This window comes from Prochlorococcus sp. MIT 1318 (assembly GCF_047304505.1).
Taxonomy (GTDB): domain Bacteria; phylum Cyanobacteriota; class Cyanobacteriia; order PCC-6307; family Cyanobiaceae; genus Prochlorococcus; species Prochlorococcus marinus_D.
Genome location: NZ_CP138958.1, coordinates 165,321 through 181,681, shown reverse-complemented (window position 1 = coordinate 181,681; position 16,361 = coordinate 165,321). Strand labels below are relative to the sequence as shown.

The following is a 16,361-nucleotide window of genomic DNA, read 5'->3' as shown; positions in this document are numbered from 1 at the left end:
TCTCGCTTGAGTCTCAGGCGCATGCCCTTTAACCTTCAGTCCACTTTTGAGACCTGATGGTCTTTGCTGCTCTTGACCCCTTAGGTGTTCCCCTCGGGACGGCCCAGGCCAGCTTCGGCACAGATGGCATTCGCGGTCGGGTCGGAACGTTGCTGACGCCTGCGTTTATTTTGCAGGTGGGCTACTGGTGTGGTCAGGTGTTGCCTGATCAAGGTCCGGTGTTGATCGGGATGGATTCCCGTAGCAGTGGGGCCATGGTGGCCTCGGCATTAACGGCTGGTTTAACCGCTGCAGGGCGGGAAGTGTGGACCTTGGGCTTATGTCCCACCCCAGCTGTGCCTGGATTAATTCGCAAGCTTGGTGCTGCAGGCGGTTTGATGGTTTCAGCAAGTCATAATCCACCTGAAGACAATGGCATCAAGGTGTTTGGGGCCGATGGTGCCAAACTAAGCCCAGCAAAGCAGGGTCTCATCGAAGCGGGGCTTCGCGGCGAGGCCATTGGTGACAAAGGTCGACCAACGATCACGAGTTGCGGCCCTGCTTATCAGCGCAACGAGCTTCTTAGCCACTATCGCGATGCCCTGCTTGCCTCAGTGCTGCATCAACGCCTGGATGGGGTGCCCATTGTGCTTGATCTCTGCTGGGGAGCGGCAACAGCCTGTGGTGCTGAGGTGTTTGCGGCCCTTGGGGCTGATCTCACTGTGTTGCATGGTGAACCGGATGGCAGGCGCATCAATGTCGGTTGTGGTTCTACCCAGCTCGAGCCGTTGCGTCGAGCTGTGATTGAGCGCGGCGCGATCATGGGCTTTGCCTTTGATGGGGATGCTGATCGGATGCTGGCTTTGGATGGACACGGTCGCGTCGTCGATGGTGACCATGTGCTCTACCTCTGGGGATCAGACCTTCAGGATCGGCAGGCTTTACCTCAACAAAGGCTTGTGGCCACGGTGATGTCGAATCTCGGATTTGAGAGGGCTTGGCAGCAAAGAGGTGGGGTTCTTGAACGCACGCCGGTAGGTGATCAGCATGTCTATGCCGCCATGGTGGAGAGCAATGCTGCTTTAGGTGGTGAACAGTCTGGCCATATCCTTTCAGCAGCTCATGGCCTTTGTGGTGATGGTGTGCTCACTGCTTTGCAGCTTGCCACTCTCTGTCATGGCAGGGGGCTGAGTCTTGGTGAGTGGTTGGATCAGAGTTTCCAGGCGTTCCCACAAAAGTTGGTCAATGTGCGCGTTCCTGATTTGGAACGACGTATGGGTTGGCAGCATTGTGAGCCTCTGCAGGAGGCGGTCTTGGCGGCAGAAGCAGCCATGGGTGAAGACGGCCGAGTCTTGGTAAGGGCGAGTGGAACGGAGCCGTTGTTAAGGGTGATGATTGAAGCGGCGGATTCTGCTGCCGTGGAGTTCTGGACAGCACAGTTGGCCGACCTTGCCGAGCAACACCTCAATCGGGGTTGCGTTTGAGTTGGCGGAGTGCAAGCTGCAGAGCACCATCCAGGGCATCCCCCTGGCCTTTGATCCAGCTTGCAGTAGGCAGTCGCTTGGCAATGGCTTGCTCGATCAGCTCGCGAAAGGGTTGTAGATGTTCAAAGGCTCCGCCGTTGCCACAGATCTTGGGAGCCGATAACTCAAGGCTTTGGGCAACTCCTGCGATCGCTTCGGCGATGCAGTGGGCTGATTGTTCAAGGATTGCGATGGCATCCTTATCGCCTACCTGAGCTTCTGCAACGACGAGTGGCGCGAGTTGAGCAAATCCGGCAGCACCGAAACTGGGCTGCACAACAAGGGCTTTGATAGCTGCTGCCGATGAGCAATTGAGAGCGCGCCAGAGTTTCTCGCGTAGAGGTCGATCGGGGATACGGCCATCGGCCATGCGCAGGCTGAGCTGTAGCCCCTTTTGTCCGAGGTTTTGAGCTGAGCCACCCTCATCAAGTAGCCAACCCCAGCCACCACAGCGTTGTTCTTTTCCTTGATCGTTTCGCCCGATGCAGATCATGCCGGTGCCACTGATCAACACAATGCCTGCGTCTTGGGGGAAGGCCCCATGCAGGGCTGTGCGTTCATCCCCAGTTGCTAGGCATTGGTTTGATGGGATGTTTAGACAACGCGCGAGCAAGTGCTGCGCTTGCTCTTGCAGTGGGGTGTCATGTTCTATTCCGCTTGCTCCGACGGCCGCTGCAGAGATCAGAGCTTTTTCAGATCTCAATCCAGCATTGCCGAGAGCCTTGCTGAAGCTGCTTCGCAGTGCTTTCTCAAAGCGTTCTTCACCGTCAGAGGCGTGCAGGTGAATGACGCCGCTTCCGAGGCCCTCTGCAATCGGCAACCATTGATTTTGATGCCAGCGGCTTAGGCGGCATCGGGTTTGTGTTTGGCCTGCATCAAAGCCTGCAAGGAAAAGGCCGTTCACTCTGTCTGTTGGAGTTGCTTTTGTTCTGGCTGTGTTTGGGCCAGTGTGGCCAGGCAGAACCAGCCCACGAGTTGAACCTCAGGTCGAAAAAAAATGGTATCTGTGATGCCATGAACCGCAAGCCCAGCCATGGCGGCCAGGCTTGCTAGAGCGGGGAGGGCCAGCGGATGATTTGAGTAGAGGCCAGCGAGGCCGTTGAGCATGCTGGTAATTACTAGAGCGAGACTTGCAATGAGGCCAGCCAGTCCGGTTTCTACAAGGATTTCTAGGGGAACAGAGTAGGCACTTAGGGCGTTGAATTTGGGCTGTTGAAAGAGCGGATAGATCCTGTTGAAGGCAGCGTTGCCAGGGCCAATACCCAGCCACGGGCGTGCCTGAATCATTTCAAGGCTTGATAGCCAAACGTTGATGCGGAAGTTGTTAGAGCTGTCACTTCGCCCTGCGATCAAGCTTGTGATTCGGGTGCGGATGGGCTCAATCTGGGTTGCGGCTATCACCAGCATGGCTGTGCCTAAAACAATCACGATTAGGGGCAGCAGACGACGCCAGACGAGAGGCCAGTGGCTGGTACTGCGCAACAGCAGCAGCACCAAAATCACAGCTAGAGCCGAAAGCATGCCTAGCCATCCACCGCGGCTGAAGCTGAATAGGGTTGCTGTGATACCAAGCCCTAGAGCGACCATCGCGTAAAGCTTTGCTCCCAAGCCTTGCCATCTCAGTAGGGCTACTAAGGCCAGCGGCAGGATGGGTATGAGATAGCCGGCTAGCAGGTTGGGGTTACCAAGCGGACCATAAATTCGCACTGTCCCTGCAGCCACTGAATTGGGATCTGCCCAGTGGGCCATTTCCTCAGCAGGGGCATAGAGCTGCCTGATTGCGATCACAGAAGAGATCAGTTCGCCGGTTAGGAGGGCAGCCACCAGGCGATCCCACCAGTCGCTACTGGTGGCTAGTAGCTGTCGCATCAGTGCGTACACCCCCAGGTAGCTGATGAGTTTGATCAATCCTTTGGCAGCTGCTAATGGAACGGGTGAGAACCCTGTGGCGAGACATGCAATAGCGAAAAACACAAGTAACCAGCTACTGATGCTTCCAATTCGGCCAGCTGGTGTCACGCAGCCCCAGATGATCCATAACGCTCCGGCCGCGAGGATTGTTAGTCCAAGTCCGGTTCGAGTCAGCATGGGCAGGGTTGCTAGGAGCATCATCAACAGCAACCCCGCAATCCACTGCAGGTGTATTTGCATCGCCTCAGAGGAGGGAATGCGTCCCTGCCAGCGCAGTAGAAGGGGCTGTGGGGCCGCAGTCTTAGGCATCAGCAGTCGCTATGTTCTTCTTCACTGGGATTATCGACCTGTTGCCATAAAGCTTCGAGGTTGGACAGTTCAGGAGCTTGTTGGTCGTTGCGTTGGTAGAGCCTGCGGTAAACCTGTAGACCCTGATCGAGCACATAACGTTCTCGCTCCGTCGGCACGGGCAGTGGGTTGGCCTTTTGCCAGGCATGGGAATCATTTTTAGGACGCTCGAAACAGTTGCTTTGTTCAATCAGCATCACCATCGGCTCGATAACAGACAGCACATCACTCTGGATAAAGAGTTCACGGCCTGGTTGCAGGGCTGTTGCTAAGGCGATTAACAGGGAGGGTTGCAGCACCCTGCGCTTCTGATGACGACGTTTAAACCAGGGGTCTGGGAACTGGATGGACACCCATTGCAGCTGATCTCTAGGCAGGGCATCAAGCCATTCCTCAAGGCTCACATTGACGTTGCAGAACAAGAAGCGGAGGTTGTCGAGTTCGAGTTCTTGGCGATCCCTTTCCGCTGAAAGCACAAGCGGGTGGCGAATCTCAACACCCACATGATTCCACTCTGGTTGAAGTGGAGCCAGGCTTAACAGGAAGCCACCTCGAGCACAACCGATGTCGAGATGGAGAGGGCGGCTGGATTGCGCAAACATTTCTTCCGGGCTTGGCAGTGGCCTGGGAAGTTGGAAGAAACGGCTGAGGGGATTGACGTGCTGGCGCACACTTAGACCGATTTGGCTGGTTCCGAGGCAGAGGGGTCATGCCTAAGCAAACCCCAGCAGGCCGTGTAACCGTGAATGTGGGTAGCGCCAACGCCTCCGGCAGGGCCGATTTCACCGTTGCAGAACACTCCAGCGATAGGTAGTTCTGCCATCAGTTTGCGTGCGATGTGTACATCACCATTGGGTACGCCGTAGAGGCCATGTCCTCGCCCGAGGCAAGCCATTAATAGGCCAAAGAGAGGGGGGCTGGTATTGCGCTCTCTTGCGGCACCGAGTAGTTGCTCAGATTCTTGCCGTGAGGCCTCAGCTTCCCGCAGCTGAAATTGCACGTTTTGGCCAGCTCTTATTTGCTCGGCGACGGCAACGGCCCCATTCTTGGGATCTACTCCGATCAGGTTCCTCACCAAAAAAGCTCCTTGAGGCTGAGGTGCTCCGGTTCCTGCTAACACCAGATCGCGTCGTTCTATTCCTAAAAAAAGTGAATGCCGGACCATCTCTCGTTCTTCTTCTGAGAGATCATCTAACACGCGTTGTAGGCAGGCCATCGGACTGTCCCGCTGGTTTTCGTGACTGAGCTCCAAAAGAATATTTTTTTGGACCTGTTCAATGGCGAACACAGGACCAATCGGTTTGCAACCCTGTGCGACCACGACTTCCAGATTCCAGTCGCCCCCAAAGCTGCAGCCAACGGCGCCCATGACAACGCGGTCGTCAAAGAACAGGGAGCCATGAGGGGCATTATGAGGGCCTGCAATGCCACCGAGTTTGGTCGTGGTTGGGTAGGCGTAATCCAGGCCGCTAATGAGATCATTGATGGAGCGTGAGCTGGGATCCACAAGCAGCAACATGCTGCGGGCATTGAAAGGATCAGCGCCAACCCATTCTTGCCAGTGCTGAGCTGGTCCATCTAGGTCTGGTAATGACTGGGTTTCAAGGCAGAAGGGCTTGAGAATGGCTCCTGGCAGCTGCAGCATGGTGATGCTGAGAGCAGGTTCTTTTTCGAGCTCTGAGGCATTCCCTTTGGCTGTGGTGCCAATCACGCCTCCACCGGCACACCCCAACCAGTGGGTTGCTTTCAGTCGACGCTGCAATAAAGGCAGCAATCGCTGTAGATCGCTGGCGTAGTGGGTGGAGGCAAAGACGAGTGCTAGATCGGCCGAGCTGCCCCCCGCCAGGGCTGCCGCCACCTCGTTGACCGCAGCTTCAAGGGAAGGTTGGCTGGACAATGCCGTTCGGCAGCTGGCCTGGGATGAGCTGCGTCTGAACCAATTGAGCGGAGAGAAGGGCTCCATGAATTGGACCCTAACAACACTGACGGAACTCAGGCCAGCATTGATAATGACGCCTTCACGAACCTCCTAAGTGCCTGAACTCCCCTATCGCACTCTGGTCTGGCTGACCTACCGCCTTGCGGCAATGTTTGCACTGGGCCTGCCATTTGTTTTGTTGATCTGGGCTTCGGTGCGTCGGGAGGCTTCGATGGTGCGTTTACTGACCATCTATTGGAAGATTGCCAGTTTGCTAGCCATCAGCGTGCTGTTGCTGACCGATCAAAGGCCTATTGGTTATCTGACGACCTTTCTGGCCCCCTTGTTGATGGTGGCTTCAGTTTGGTTTTGGGTAGACCTTAATGAGGAGCTTGCCGATTTACCCCCCTGGCGGCCTCTGCCATTAACGGTGCGTATTTGGCGCTGGGCTCTGAGCGGATTCGGTCTAATGGCCGCGGCTATGGCGTCAACCAGTCTTGCTTGCATGAAGGACGTTGCAGGGGTTAATTGTCGCGTCTGGCTTGAGGCTCCGCAGGGGTTGCATCGGGTTGCGGAGCGACTGTTCGATTTCGTTTTCGGTGGACAGTGGACCGAAGCGGTCGCCGCATTTATTGGTTATGTGGCCTTGGTGGCTTATGTCGTGGGCTTGCTGCAGTGGCTCCTGGTGCGACTTCCCCGTCAGGGTCGGGTTGCTGGTGAATTCTGACCCTATTGCCTTTGATGCGATAGAGGAGCTGTGAGCAAAATCACCTCGGGTCTTGCGGCGCGTCAACACAACACAGAGAACTTGCAGAGAAGCTATGTGCATCGAGGACAGGTTGTCCTCACAACCAAATCAGGACAATGACATTCGACAAAGCCGAGCTGATTACCGACAAGCTCTTTACGCTGATTGCTGCAATTTGTATTGCTGCGGTTATCTGTGGATCACCTTCTGCAGAAGCTAATACAAATTCGAATGCAGGCCTTTCAGAGCAGGCCAGCAAAGAAGAGACATCTCTTCTATCTGGTTTGCCTGACGTTGACCCTATGCCATTGCCGGATTCTGCTACTGGAGCTTTTTGATGGAGGCTTGATCATTGAATCCACTGCGCGATTGAATGATTTTTTGGTACCCTTTCGATGCTTTGAGTTTTGCTTTTTCAAGCAGAATGTTCAATGACTGCCGTTCTGGATGCGTGTGTGCTGCTTGTGAGCTGATGTCATCACCGCATTGACTTGGATAAGCCTCTGGATATCGCTAGTGACGCAAAGGCTCAGTGCTGATGACATTGGTGGTGACATGGTTGTGATGGATGGGGGGATGTCGTGGAGCCCCCACCTTTTTATTGATGTTCGAGCACGCCCACGCAGCGACCGCAAAGGGTGGGATGTGTTGTGTGCTGGCCGACATCAGTTTCGTAGTGCCAACAGCGTTCGCATTTGCTACCACGAGCCCTGGCAACCTCGATCGTCGCCAAGGTGTTGTCCTGACTTGCCAGTAGTTCTGCCCATGGTTCACCACCTACTTGTAAGTGAGACACCAGCAACCAGTCGCGCAATCCATCCACATCGGGATCTCCTTGTTGCCTGAGCCAGTCGAGTGCTTCCTGGAGCGCTTCGCTGTGTGCTTCCAAGCGGACAGCTGCTTCAAGTGCCGCACCCAGCTCTCCTTGGCTTCGGCAGTCTTCTAGAACGCGGTTCACGGCGCTGCGCAGTTCACGTAGCTGGTGCATTGGCGCCATCATTGAGGGGTCTCGCCAGGTCTCTGGGACCGTGGGCCATCCCCTACGAAAGACAGAGTCTTCCGCTACGGAGTAGGGCAGGTTCTGCCAGATGTCTTCGGCCATATGACATAGCACTGGGGAAATGGCCCCAGCTAGACGCTCAATGATGAGAGCCATCACCGTTTGACAGCTGCGTCGGCGACGTTCGGATGGTGAGCTCACATAGAGCCGGTCCTTGGCAATATCGAGGTAGAAGTTCGATAGGTCGACCACGCAGTAGCTCTGGAGTAACTGGAAGAAGCGATAGAACTCGTAGCGATCAAAGGCCGTTGAGATCTCATCCATGACCTCAGCTGTGCGTTGCAGCATCCAGCGATCGAGTAGGGGTAGATCTGGCACGGGAATCGCGTCGCGCTCGGGATCGAAGTCGTGCAGGTTTCCCAGCAGATAGCGGGACGTGTTACGCACCTTGCGATACACATCTGCGATCTGACGCAGAATGCTGGCTCCGATCGGAACATCGGCGGAGTAATCCACAGAGCTCACCCATAGGCGCAGAACGTCGGCGCCGTAGGGAGGTTCTTGTTTCTGGTTTTTGCCACCGTCGATAATCACCGCTGGATCGACGACATTCCCTAGCGATTTGCTCATTTTCCGGCCCTTCTCATCGAGGGCGAAGCCATGGGTGAGCACCTGCCGATAGGGAGCTTGGCTGTTGATGGCTACGGAGGTCAGCAAAGAAGACTGAAACCAGCCCCTGTGTTGGTCAGAGCCTTCTAGGTACAGCTCGGCAGGGTAGGCGAGGCCATCTTGTTGACTAGCAACAGCCGCCCAACTCGAGCCCGAGTCAAACCATACGTCCATCGTGTCGGTTCCTTTACGCCATCGTTTAGCTTCTTCGGCATAGGCCGGTGGCAACAACTCGTCTTCATTGCGTTCCCACCACACGTCGGCACCATGTTCTGTGATCAGGGCCTTGACATGAGCAAGTGTCTCGTCGTTCAACAGCACCTCATTGCCTTCTCGCTCGTAGAACACTGGAATCGGCACGCCCCAAGTGCGTTGTCTGGAAATACACCAGTCGCCCCGTTCTCGCACCATCGCTTCCATGCGATTGCGGCCCGAGGCTGGTAGCCACTCCACGCTGTTGATGGCTGTCAATGCTTCATTGCGGAAGCCTTCGACAGAGGCAAACCATTGTTCTGTGGCGCGAAAAATGGTGGGTTTCTTTGTTCGCCAGTCATAGGGGTAGCGGTGGGCATAGGGTTCGTGCTTCAGCAGAGCACCTCTTTCCTCAAGTGCCGCAATGATGGTGGGGTTTGCGTCTTTGAGCACGTTGAGACCAGCGAATGGACCCGCCTCACTTGTCATTGTTCCGCTTTCGTCTACTGGGCAGAGCATGCCTAGGTCGTGCTTTTGGCCTGTGTTGAAGTCGTCGACACCATGGCCTGGGGCCGTGTGCACAAGACCAGTTCCCGATTCGGTGGTGATGTATTCACCGCCGATCACGATCGGACTGTCTCGATCCAGTAGTGGGTGTTTGTAGATGAGACCTGCAAGAAGGGCTCCCTTGACCGTGGCGCGAGCTGTGAGTTCCAGCGCGAGGGTGTCGCGTAACGATGGCAACAATTCAGAGGCCACTAGTAGTAGTCGACCTTGGTTGTCAACTGCAAAGGAGTAGTCGAGTTTTTCGTTGACCGAAACCGCAAGGTTGGCGGGCAGAGTCCAGGGGGTGGTGGTCCAGATTGCAATTTGCAGAGCCTGGCCGAGTTCGAGGCCGTTATTCGGCAGCTCCAGGCCCTGATTGCCAAGAGATGTGCGCAAGTTCTCGGGAAGCTTGGCTGCTGGAAAAGCAACGTAGACACTTGGGCTGGTGTGACCGTCTGGATATTCCAACTCCGCTTCAGCAAGGGCTGTACGGGAGCTGGGACTCCAGTGCACCGGCTTGAGTCCCCGATAGATGTATCCCTTTTGAAACATCGTGCCGAACACTTGGATTTGGGCGGCTTCGTATTCCTTCTGAAGCGTTAGGTAGGGATGCTCCCAGTCGGCCCAGATGCCCCAGCGGCGGAAGCCTGCCATTTGGCTGTCCACTTGCTTGCGTGCAAAGGCTGCAGCTTTTTTGCGCAATTTCAGTGGTGTGAGTGCTTCGCGCTGCTCTTGATTGAGGTTCTGCAACACCTTCAGTTCGATCGGAAGGCCGTGGCAGTCCCAACCGGGCAGGAAACGCACTTGACGGCCACGCAGGATTTGATGCTTGTTGATGATGTCTTTCAGCACCTTGTTGAGGGCATGGCCCATATGCAGGGCTCCATTGGCGTAGGGCGGCCCGTCATGAAGGGTGAAGTTTTGGCCCTGATTGTTCAGGCCAAGCTCTAAATCAATGCCTTGTTGCTTCCAGAAGTCTTGTAACTCTGGTTCTCGTTGGCTTGCATTGGCGCGCATGCCAAAGCTGGTTTGCAAAAGGTTGAGAGTGTCCTTGTAAGAGGTTCGTGCAACACCATCCGGTTGTTTTCCCTGGGTCACGGTGTCACTGCAGCAGGAGAGATTATCAATGGAAGGCTGTGTCGATTCAGTTTTTACTGCTGTTGTCTGTTGAATGTCTTCAGTGTCTGAAGTTGTGTCTGGCTCGCTATCTGTTGGGGCCTTGGCGGGAGCCACCTGGAGGATGTCTTTGGGCTGTTGAGTCTCAGTTGGCTGTTGAGCTTCAGTTGGCTGTTGGTCAAACGTTTGCTGTGGCGTTGAAGTCTGCTGCTGGCTTGCTTTCGGCTCTGGGCGTTCTTGAACCTTTGCTTCAGGGTGTGTTGAGTTTTTAGGGGAGTCAGTTTTGCCAACGTCAATAGTTTGTTTGCTCTTAGCGGGTTGCTGATCTTCTGATCGTTGCTCAGTGGTCTGCTTGGGGGCTACCGATGTCTTGAGGCTGGTATTGGCTGAAGCCGAAGAACTTTCTTTAGGTTCAGAGTTGGTTTTTGCTTGATCGGCTGCTGCCGACTCGGTTGACACCGCTGGGGGAATGTTGATGGCTTGTTGATTTGCTGATGAAGGTTGGCTTGTAGATGGCTGTTGCTCAACAGCTGGTGCTGCGTCTTGGTCGGCGGTTGGTTCAGGACGCACCCATTTTTTCTTGGTTGCGTTTGCTTTTGGCCGCACCCGTTCGATCAACCCGTTGAGCCTGTCACCGATGCTTGCCAGTGAGGCAAACAGTTCTTTGAAGCTCTCAGTGGTGAGAGGCTCAGGGCTTTCTCCTGATTCAGGGCTGGGTTCAGATCCCTCCGCTGATGTGATCTCGTTGGCTAAAGCTGAGTCTTGGTCAGCGTTGGGTTTTGGCCGCAGCCGTTCCATCAATCCCTTGAGGGTGCTGCCCAGGTTTGCGATAGAGGCTCCTAGTTGCTTGAGGCTGGTGGTCCATCGCTCCCGAGAAATCAGCCCTTGCTGATCATCCAAGCTGAGTTGTTGCCAGCGGTTTTGGGCGACTTCCACCCCGAGCCTGCTCACGAGTAGTGCGCCACAGATCACTGCCAGCATTGGGGGCCCCTGCAAGCGGTCGCTGCTGGTGATCAGCCCCAGCCCCAGCATGAGCACCACAGCTCCCCACAGTCCGTCACGGGGGCGACTGAGTTCAGTGGCAAGCAGCGGTAGCAGGAGTACTGCCAGGCCGAACAGGAGAGAGAACTCCCCGAGGAGGGTGGCCAGCATCTTTGGCACAACGGTGTAGGTCCATTCTGGAGTGGTGTTTAGAGTTCAGTACGTGCCCATCTGGCGGAATTGGTAGACGCGCTGGTTTTAGGTACCAGTGGCTTAGGTCGTGGGGGTTCAAGTCCCCCGGTGGGCATCCTTTTTAAAGCCCCTGGTTTGATCAGGGGGTATGTTTCCATTTGATGACTCAGGTACTCTCCAACCCGGATCCTGTTGAGGCTGAAGCCAGCTCCAAGTCGGCCTCTCAACAGCTAACGGTGCCGAAGGAGTACCTCGATCCGCCTTCCCCTTGGAATCCCACGGTGGGATTGTTCCTGGGCGGTTATGGCTTGGCGGCTCTAACGATTTGGCAGTGGTGTTTTGGTGATTGGCCTTTACAAGTTCTGGTGGCATTGGCGTTTTTCGCCTTGCATATGGAAGGCACTGTGATCCATGACGCTTGTCATAAGGCGGCTCATCCGAATCCTTGGATTAATCAGTTCATGGGTCATGGTTCAGCAATTTTGCTGGGCTTTAGTTTTCCTGTGTTCACAAGAGTGCACCTTCAGCATCACTCACATGTGAATGACCCCAACAATGATCCGGATCACATTGTCAGCACTTTTGGCCCGCTTTGGTTGATTGCGCCGCGGTTTTTCTATCATGAATATTTCTTCTTTCAACGACGCTTATGGCGTCGCTTTGAGCTGATGCAGTGGGGGCTTGAGCGCGGTTTGTTTGTTTCGATTGTGATCGCTGGTCTTCATTTTGACTTCATGAATTTTGTTTATAATTGTTGGTTTGGCCCTGCCTTAATGGTTGGGGTCACCCTGGGCCTTTTCTTTGACTATTTGCCCCATCGTCCCTTTACTGCAAGGGACCGTTGGCATAACGCCAGAGTGTATCCAAGCAGGATGATGAATTGGTTAATTATGGGTCAGAATTATCATCTTGTTCATCATTTATGGCCTTCTATTCCCTGGTTTGAGTATAAGCCGGCCTACGAAGCAACAAAACCTCTATTGGATGCCAGGGGATCACCTCAGCGACTCGGATTTTTTGAAAGTAGATCCGATGGATTTAATTTTCTCTATGACATCGTTTTGGGTGTCCGTAGCCATACAACACGTCGTAGCAAGATGCGTCCACTAGCCAAATTGATTCCCAGCCGCCGTTGGCGGCGACGTTGGATTGGTTTGTTGCATCGCACTGCTGTTTTGCCAGAACCGAAGAAACGTTGATTATTCGGCCAAAATTTTTGGCACTCTGAAGAAATCGCCTTCGCGTTGAGGGGCAAGATTTAGAAGTTCTTCGCGTACTGGTGTCTCAGAGACCTCGTCAGTACGCGTCACATTCACCACTTCTACTGCTCGAGTGGTGGGTTTTACGTTCGTGGTATCAATTTTTTCAAGCTGGGCAACGTAAGCAAGGATTTTCTCTAGCTGCTCTGTATAGGTCGCGATCTGATCATCTGGCAGGTCTAGGCGAGCTAGCTGGGCCACTTTGCGTACGTCTTTGGCGGTGATCTTGCTCATGCTGCGCTAAGGAAGCTTGTTAGATCTTCGCTCAACGCGGTAGCCGCTGTCTCTAGCAATGAGGCACCATGATCTGGCTTAGCGAGATAGGGGTTGGAGCCCATGCGGCCATCCGGATGCCGTCGGCGGAAATCCTCCGGGCCGTGGATCGGTCCTGCAGGGGCTGGCTCCGCTAGAGGCCGCTGTTTGCTTAGCAGACTGGGTTCTATGTGCAAGGTGAGAGCAATTTCGCTGGGAGTGGCGTGCTGGCCTTCTTGATCGCCATATAACTCTCTGGCTGCGTGAAAGACAGAGCCCGCCATAAACCAGTTGGCCAGTTTGCATCGCAGTTTGGATGCTACGGGTAGGTCGTTGCTGATGGCGCTGCTGTAGGCCTGGGCAAAGGCGGCTTTAGTGGTGGCGATATTGCCGCCATGCCCGTTGATCACAAAGATCCGCTCGAAGCCATGGTTGGCAAGGGATATCACGAGATCGTGGATCAATGCGAGCAAAGTGGCGGGTTTTAAGCTCATCGTTCCGGCGAAACCGAGATGGTGTTCAGCCATCCCGAAGGCTTGGGTCGGTGTGACAAGCACCCCTGTGCGACGGCCGACTTCAAGAGCTACTGCTTCAGCGGTGAGTGCATCGGTGCCAATTGCGCCAGTGGGTCCATGTTGTTCGGTGGAGCCAAGTGGCAGGATCACGCCTTTGCAATGGTTCAGATAGTCGTCCACTTCTGGCCAGCTACGCAGGGCTAGGCGAATGGAGTCGACGCTGCTGACGGCGCCGGGCAGGGTGGAAGACATGATGGGGAGGGATGCTTTGACGAGGGCTTATTGGGTGCTGCTGTTGAACCAATGGCTTTGTTGTTGCAGAACTTGGGTTCTGAACAACAGCATGGCGGCCACGCAAAAAATGTGTCGCTCAATCAGAGAACGCTTTAGTTGCTGATGCTTTTCAAGCTGCCTGTAGGGCGTAAAAACCTTGGCTAAGTTGTTCAAGGAAGCGGATCGATCAGAGATTCAAGTTTTGGATGAAGGTGTTGGCGATATTAATCAACGGTAAGAGAGGGAATCAGAGCTTTCACCGCAGATTGTGAAGCCATGAATTCTTTCGGCAGTTGATGGCTCAAGAGTGTTTGCCCTAATCGGCTCTCTTTTGTAATGGCTTTTCTTTTGCAATGGTGATGCATGAGTTCTTGATTGGAATGGTTTGTTCCAGATTTATTTGCCATGCTGTGGCCTGTTGCTTGTGGTTTTAGTTGAATATTTAGGCGCAATTCTTCTGAATCTAATTCAGATCGCTGCAGCAGTGAGATCAGATTATGGGCTGATAGTGAACATATGAATTGACTATATAAGGGCTAGTCTTTGAGCTTAGAAGGCTTACGTGAGAGGTGTTTCGTTTATAGTATTGACCGTGCTCTTGCCCTATCTTTGACCTATCTTTCATCCTTGCTGGCTAAGAGGGTTTATGCTTTTGTTGCCATTGGTGCAATGATCGCCCCTCAATATGCACGAGCTGAAAATCTTACATTGAAGCTGATTAACGGAGATGTGGTCAGTGGCGAGTACTTGCCAGAAGAAAGTAGCAATAAGGTGAAAGTCCTGCTTAGTCCTTATTTTGGTCGCATGGAGATTGATACCTCTTTGATTAAACCAGAGCCCATTCCATCGCGATGGCTCAGCTCGGTTGACGTAGGCATTGATGGATCGAATACGGGAGATGATTTGTCATTTGGCTATGCTATTTCAGCTTCCACTCGTTTCAAGGGAACGGATCATGAGTTGAATGCTTCGGCTAGCTTTGACTTTGATAAGAGTGTAGATGCTGAAAGTGTGTCTACGATTGATACCAATCAAGGCGCATTCTCGATTCGCTATGACAGAATTTTACCTTCTCCCCAATGGAGTGCATATGCCTCCACGGATTACACTTACAATGCGCTCAATGATGTTGGCGTTAACACGAATGTTTTTTCAGTTGGTGTTGGCTATAAGGTTTTAGATCATAAGAAATTATCTTTAAGAGTCTCTTTAGGCCCTTCTCTGATCTGGTTTGACGGTGGCTCTGGTTGCAACACAGGCGATTACATTTCGGATGGAATTGCATTGGAAAAATACTGCGGTGAGATCATTCCATCTGGAACAATCGGGGCTGCCATAGAATGGGATGTGAATGAGAAGCTTCGCCTGTCAATTAAAGATCAATTGACAGGATCATTCGTCAATGGCATGGCGGCAGGAAATGATTTGAGTGGCACGCTAAAGTTTTTCCCTTCCAAAGATTCTAAATTTTATATGTCTTTAGTGGCTCGGCTAATTTATAGCGCTCTTCAATCACCTGATATTAACAATACATTTAACTTTAAGCTTGGCACAGAGTTTTAATTCTTCTAGAAGAAATAGAAGCAAGAGAAAGCGTGTAGCGCTAGGGTAACAGCAACTCCCATTTGCATTTGATGTTTGGCTCAATCAAATCCCAGAGGAGTGGCATCAAGTTGCGGTGAGATTTCGCAAGGCGAATGGCATCCGTGATGGCAATAGAGAGCGAATTTATTGGTGAATGTTGATGAGAATATGAGTGATGTAGGGCTAAAGAATGCTGAGTCTTTATTTACTGTGCCTTGCATTTTTGCGGATTGATTGGGCTGCAGGGCGGGTGAAAGCTGCGCCTGATTTGTGGGTAATGGTGCCAGGTATTGGAGGCTGATTTATGGGATTAGTCAGGCTATTGAAGGAATAAGAAGCCCCTTTCATCGCAGGAGTTTTGAATTTTTAAGCTACAAAATGATTCAAATGAAATCGCATCAACCAGGATCTAGATGACTACCACTGCATCAGCTGTTACTTGAGCAAGCGGAGTGAGCAGTCACGAATTGTCCTTGACCCGTTCAACAGTGACATATCAACGAGAGCCAGATGAAGAGAGCACAACTGACGATTACTTACCCAGAGCATGAAGCAGAGAAGTTGTATCGGACCCTGCTGCTGCTCAGAGATCAACGCTGCCTGAACGTCTCAGCATTCTGTCGTAAAGCGATAGAGGAGAAGTTGAAAGCACAGTCAAGCGTGGAGGTGGTATGAACAAGACCTGTCGGGTAGTGTTTAGTGATGATGAGCAGAAGATGCTTTCTGTGTTGTTGAAGAAAGCTAAGTTGAGAGAGCTGCAGGCTTTGGTGAAAAGATTGCTGAGGGAACAGCTTTCTTAATTGCCTCTTCAGTCTTTGTCGTCAAGAGCTATTCTTGTGTAGTAGAAGATTATTCCAGATGCGGTTAGGCATAGAGCTCCTCCAGCGATAGATGTTGTTGCGATTAGAGTGAATCCCAAAATTATCAAGAGTATCCCGAGGAGACCCACTCCTAGTTCTTCGCTACCGATCCAGAGGAATGAGATTAGTAGAGCTATGCCTGGTATCTTTGGTATGTCTCTGGTGATGAGCTTTGTATGCCATTGAAGCGGCTCTATATTTGAATTTTTGTTTAATGCGTTCCTGCTGAGAGCCTTTGACCAAGGTTCTTCCGCATCGTTAAGTCTGCGGAGTGCCAAGCTCGTCATTGGGATTATGTCTGCAACTAGATAAATGAATGGTGCTAGCGGCGGAATATAGTCCTTATCGCTTGCTAAGAAGAGCACAATAATTGCTACAAAGTTCCATCCCAAAAAGCTTGCGTACTCGTTGATTGAGGTTTTGCCTTTGACCTCAAAAGAATTTGCCCATCCTCTCGCGAATGCGGTTCCGGGAATTTTCATGATGCTGATCTGC

16 protein-coding genes and 1 tRNA gene are annotated in these 16,361 nt (G+C 52.9%); 8 read left to right on the top strand and 9 right to left on the bottom strand.

What is annotated here, in order from left to right:
* Positions 1 to 56: 56 nt before the first annotated feature.
* On the top strand, positions 57 to 1,463 hold the full coding sequence (glmM, locus tag SIB66_RS01030) for a phosphoglucosamine mutase (protein ID WP_011131190.1): 1,407 nt from the start codon (positions 57 to 59) through the stop codon (positions 1,461 to 1,463).
* On the opposite strand, the gene SIB66_RS01025 is transcribed toward glmM, so the two are convergent.
* Genes SIB66_RS01025 through SIB66_RS01010 form a run of 4 tightly spaced genes read right to left on the bottom strand, consistent with a single transcriptional unit; the run spans position 1,444 to position 5,724 of the window.
* Positions 1,444 to 2,406 carry an N-acetylglucosamine kinase gene (locus SIB66_RS01025; protein ID WP_063421929.1) on the bottom strand — a complete coding sequence of 321 codons (963 nt, stop codon included), beginning with the start codon at positions 2,404 to 2,406 and terminating at the stop codon, positions 1,444 to 1,446. The two genes, glmM and SIB66_RS01025, sit on opposite strands and share 20 nt — an antisense overlap.
* Positions 2,403 to 3,722, bottom strand: coding sequence for an IctB family putative bicarbonate transporter (locus SIB66_RS01020; RefSeq protein WP_063407291.1), 1,320 nt, complete (start codon positions 3,720 to 3,722; stop codon positions 2,403 to 2,405). The genes SIB66_RS01025 and SIB66_RS01020 overlap by 4 nt, the downstream gene beginning before the upstream one ends.
* On the bottom strand, positions 3,722 to 4,432 hold the full coding sequence (trmB, locus tag SIB66_RS01015) for a tRNA (guanosine(46)-N7)-methyltransferase TrmB (protein WP_063407290.1): 711 nt from the start codon (positions 4,430 to 4,432) through the stop codon (positions 3,722 to 3,724). The genes SIB66_RS01020 and trmB overlap by 1 nt, the downstream gene beginning before the upstream one ends.
* Before the next feature lie 2 nt (positions 4,433 to 4,434).
* The gene (locus SIB66_RS01010) at positions 4,435 to 5,724 is read right to left on the bottom strand and encodes an FIST N-terminal domain-containing protein (protein WP_063407289.1); all 1,290 of its coding nucleotides are present in this window, start codon (positions 5,722 to 5,724) and stop codon (positions 4,435 to 4,437) included.
* 70 nt (positions 5,725 to 5,794) lie between these two features.
* Here SIB66_RS01010 and SIB66_RS01005 point away from each other — a divergent pair, with 70 nt between their 5' ends.
* Both SIB66_RS01005 and SIB66_RS01000 read left to right on the top strand, forming a co-directional pair.
* Positions 5,795 to 6,406, top strand: a complete 612-nt coding sequence (locus tag SIB66_RS01005; RefSeq protein WP_063407288.1) for a DUF3177 family protein — start codon at positions 5,795 to 5,797, stop codon at positions 6,404 to 6,406.
* A 137-nt stretch (positions 6,407 to 6,543) separates the two neighbouring features.
* The gene (locus SIB66_RS01000; protein ID WP_063421931.1) at positions 6,544 to 6,765 is read left to right on the top strand and encodes a hypothetical protein; all 222 of its coding nucleotides are present in this window, start codon (positions 6,544 to 6,546) and stop codon (positions 6,763 to 6,765) included.
* A 260-nt stretch (positions 6,766 to 7,025) separates the two neighbouring features.
* Here SIB66_RS01000 and ileS read toward each other — a convergent pair whose 3' ends face one another.
* Positions 7,026 to 9,932 carry an isoleucine--tRNA ligase gene (gene ileS / locus SIB66_RS00995; RefSeq protein ID WP_063407667.1) on the bottom strand — a complete coding sequence of 969 codons (2,907 nt, stop codon included), beginning with the start codon at positions 9,930 to 9,932 and terminating at the stop codon, positions 7,026 to 7,028.
* A 1,224-nt stretch (positions 9,933 to 11,156) separates the two neighbouring features.
* Here ileS and SIB66_RS00990 point away from each other — a divergent pair.
* Together SIB66_RS00990 and crtR are read left to right on the top strand one after the other, a co-directional pair.
* A tRNA-Leu gene (locus SIB66_RS00990) sits at positions 11,157 to 11,238 on the top strand.
* 46 nt (positions 11,239 to 11,284) lie between these two features.
* Positions 11,285 to 12,322 (top strand): beta-carotene hydroxylase, encoded by a 1,038-nt coding sequence (gene crtR / locus SIB66_RS00985; protein ID WP_041384673.1) that lies wholly within the window; start codon positions 11,285 to 11,287, stop codon positions 12,320 to 12,322.
* On the opposite strand, the gene gatC is transcribed toward crtR, so the two are convergent.
* The 3 genes from gatC to SIB66_RS00970 are packed head-to-tail and all read right to left on the bottom strand — an operon-like array spanning position 12,323 to position 13,596.
* A complete protein-coding gene (gene gatC, locus SIB66_RS00980; RefSeq protein ID WP_063407286.1) occupies positions 12,323 to 12,616 on the bottom strand; it encodes an Asp-tRNA(Asn)/Glu-tRNA(Gln) amidotransferase subunit GatC in 294 nt (97 codons plus the stop codon).
* Positions 12,613 to 13,401, bottom strand: coding sequence for a creatininase family protein (locus SIB66_RS00975; protein ID WP_063407285.1), 789 nt, complete (start codon positions 13,399 to 13,401; stop codon positions 12,613 to 12,615). Before SIB66_RS00975 ends, gatC begins: the two co-directional genes overlap by 4 nt.
* A 27-nt stretch (positions 13,402 to 13,428) precedes the next feature.
* Positions 13,429 to 13,596, bottom strand: coding sequence for a hypothetical protein (locus SIB66_RS00970; protein ID WP_236070366.1), 168 nt, complete (start codon positions 13,594 to 13,596; stop codon positions 13,429 to 13,431).
* A gap of 435 nt (positions 13,597 to 14,031) precedes the next feature.
* On the opposite strand from SIB66_RS00970, the gene SIB66_RS00965 reads away from it, so the two are divergent.
* The 3 genes from SIB66_RS00965 (at position 14,032) to SIB66_RS00955 (ending at position 15,806) form a co-directional block, all read left to right on the top strand.
* Entirely contained in the window at positions 14,032 to 14,985 is a 954-nt protein-coding gene (locus SIB66_RS00965) for a DUF481 domain-containing protein (protein WP_413681341.1), read from the top strand.
* 531 nt (positions 14,986 to 15,516) lie between these two features.
* Positions 15,517 to 15,681, top strand: a complete 165-nt coding sequence (locus SIB66_RS00960; RefSeq protein WP_236070365.1) for a hypothetical protein — start codon at positions 15,517 to 15,519, stop codon at positions 15,679 to 15,681.
* The gene (locus tag SIB66_RS00955) at positions 15,678 to 15,806 is read left to right on the top strand and encodes a hypothetical protein (RefSeq protein ID WP_413410233.1); all 129 of its coding nucleotides are present in this window, start codon (positions 15,678 to 15,680) and stop codon (positions 15,804 to 15,806) included. The genes SIB66_RS00960 and SIB66_RS00955 overlap by 4 nt, the downstream gene beginning before the upstream one ends.
* Positions 15,807 to 15,814: 8 nt before the next feature.
* Here the strand turns inward: SIB66_RS00955 and SIB66_RS00950 are convergent, their stop codons facing one another.
* Positions 15,815 to 16,348 carry a hypothetical protein gene (locus tag SIB66_RS00950; protein WP_236070364.1) on the bottom strand — a complete coding sequence of 178 codons (534 nt, stop codon included), beginning with the start codon at positions 16,346 to 16,348 and terminating at the stop codon, positions 15,815 to 15,817.
* Positions 16,349 to 16,361 lie beyond the last annotated feature (13 nt).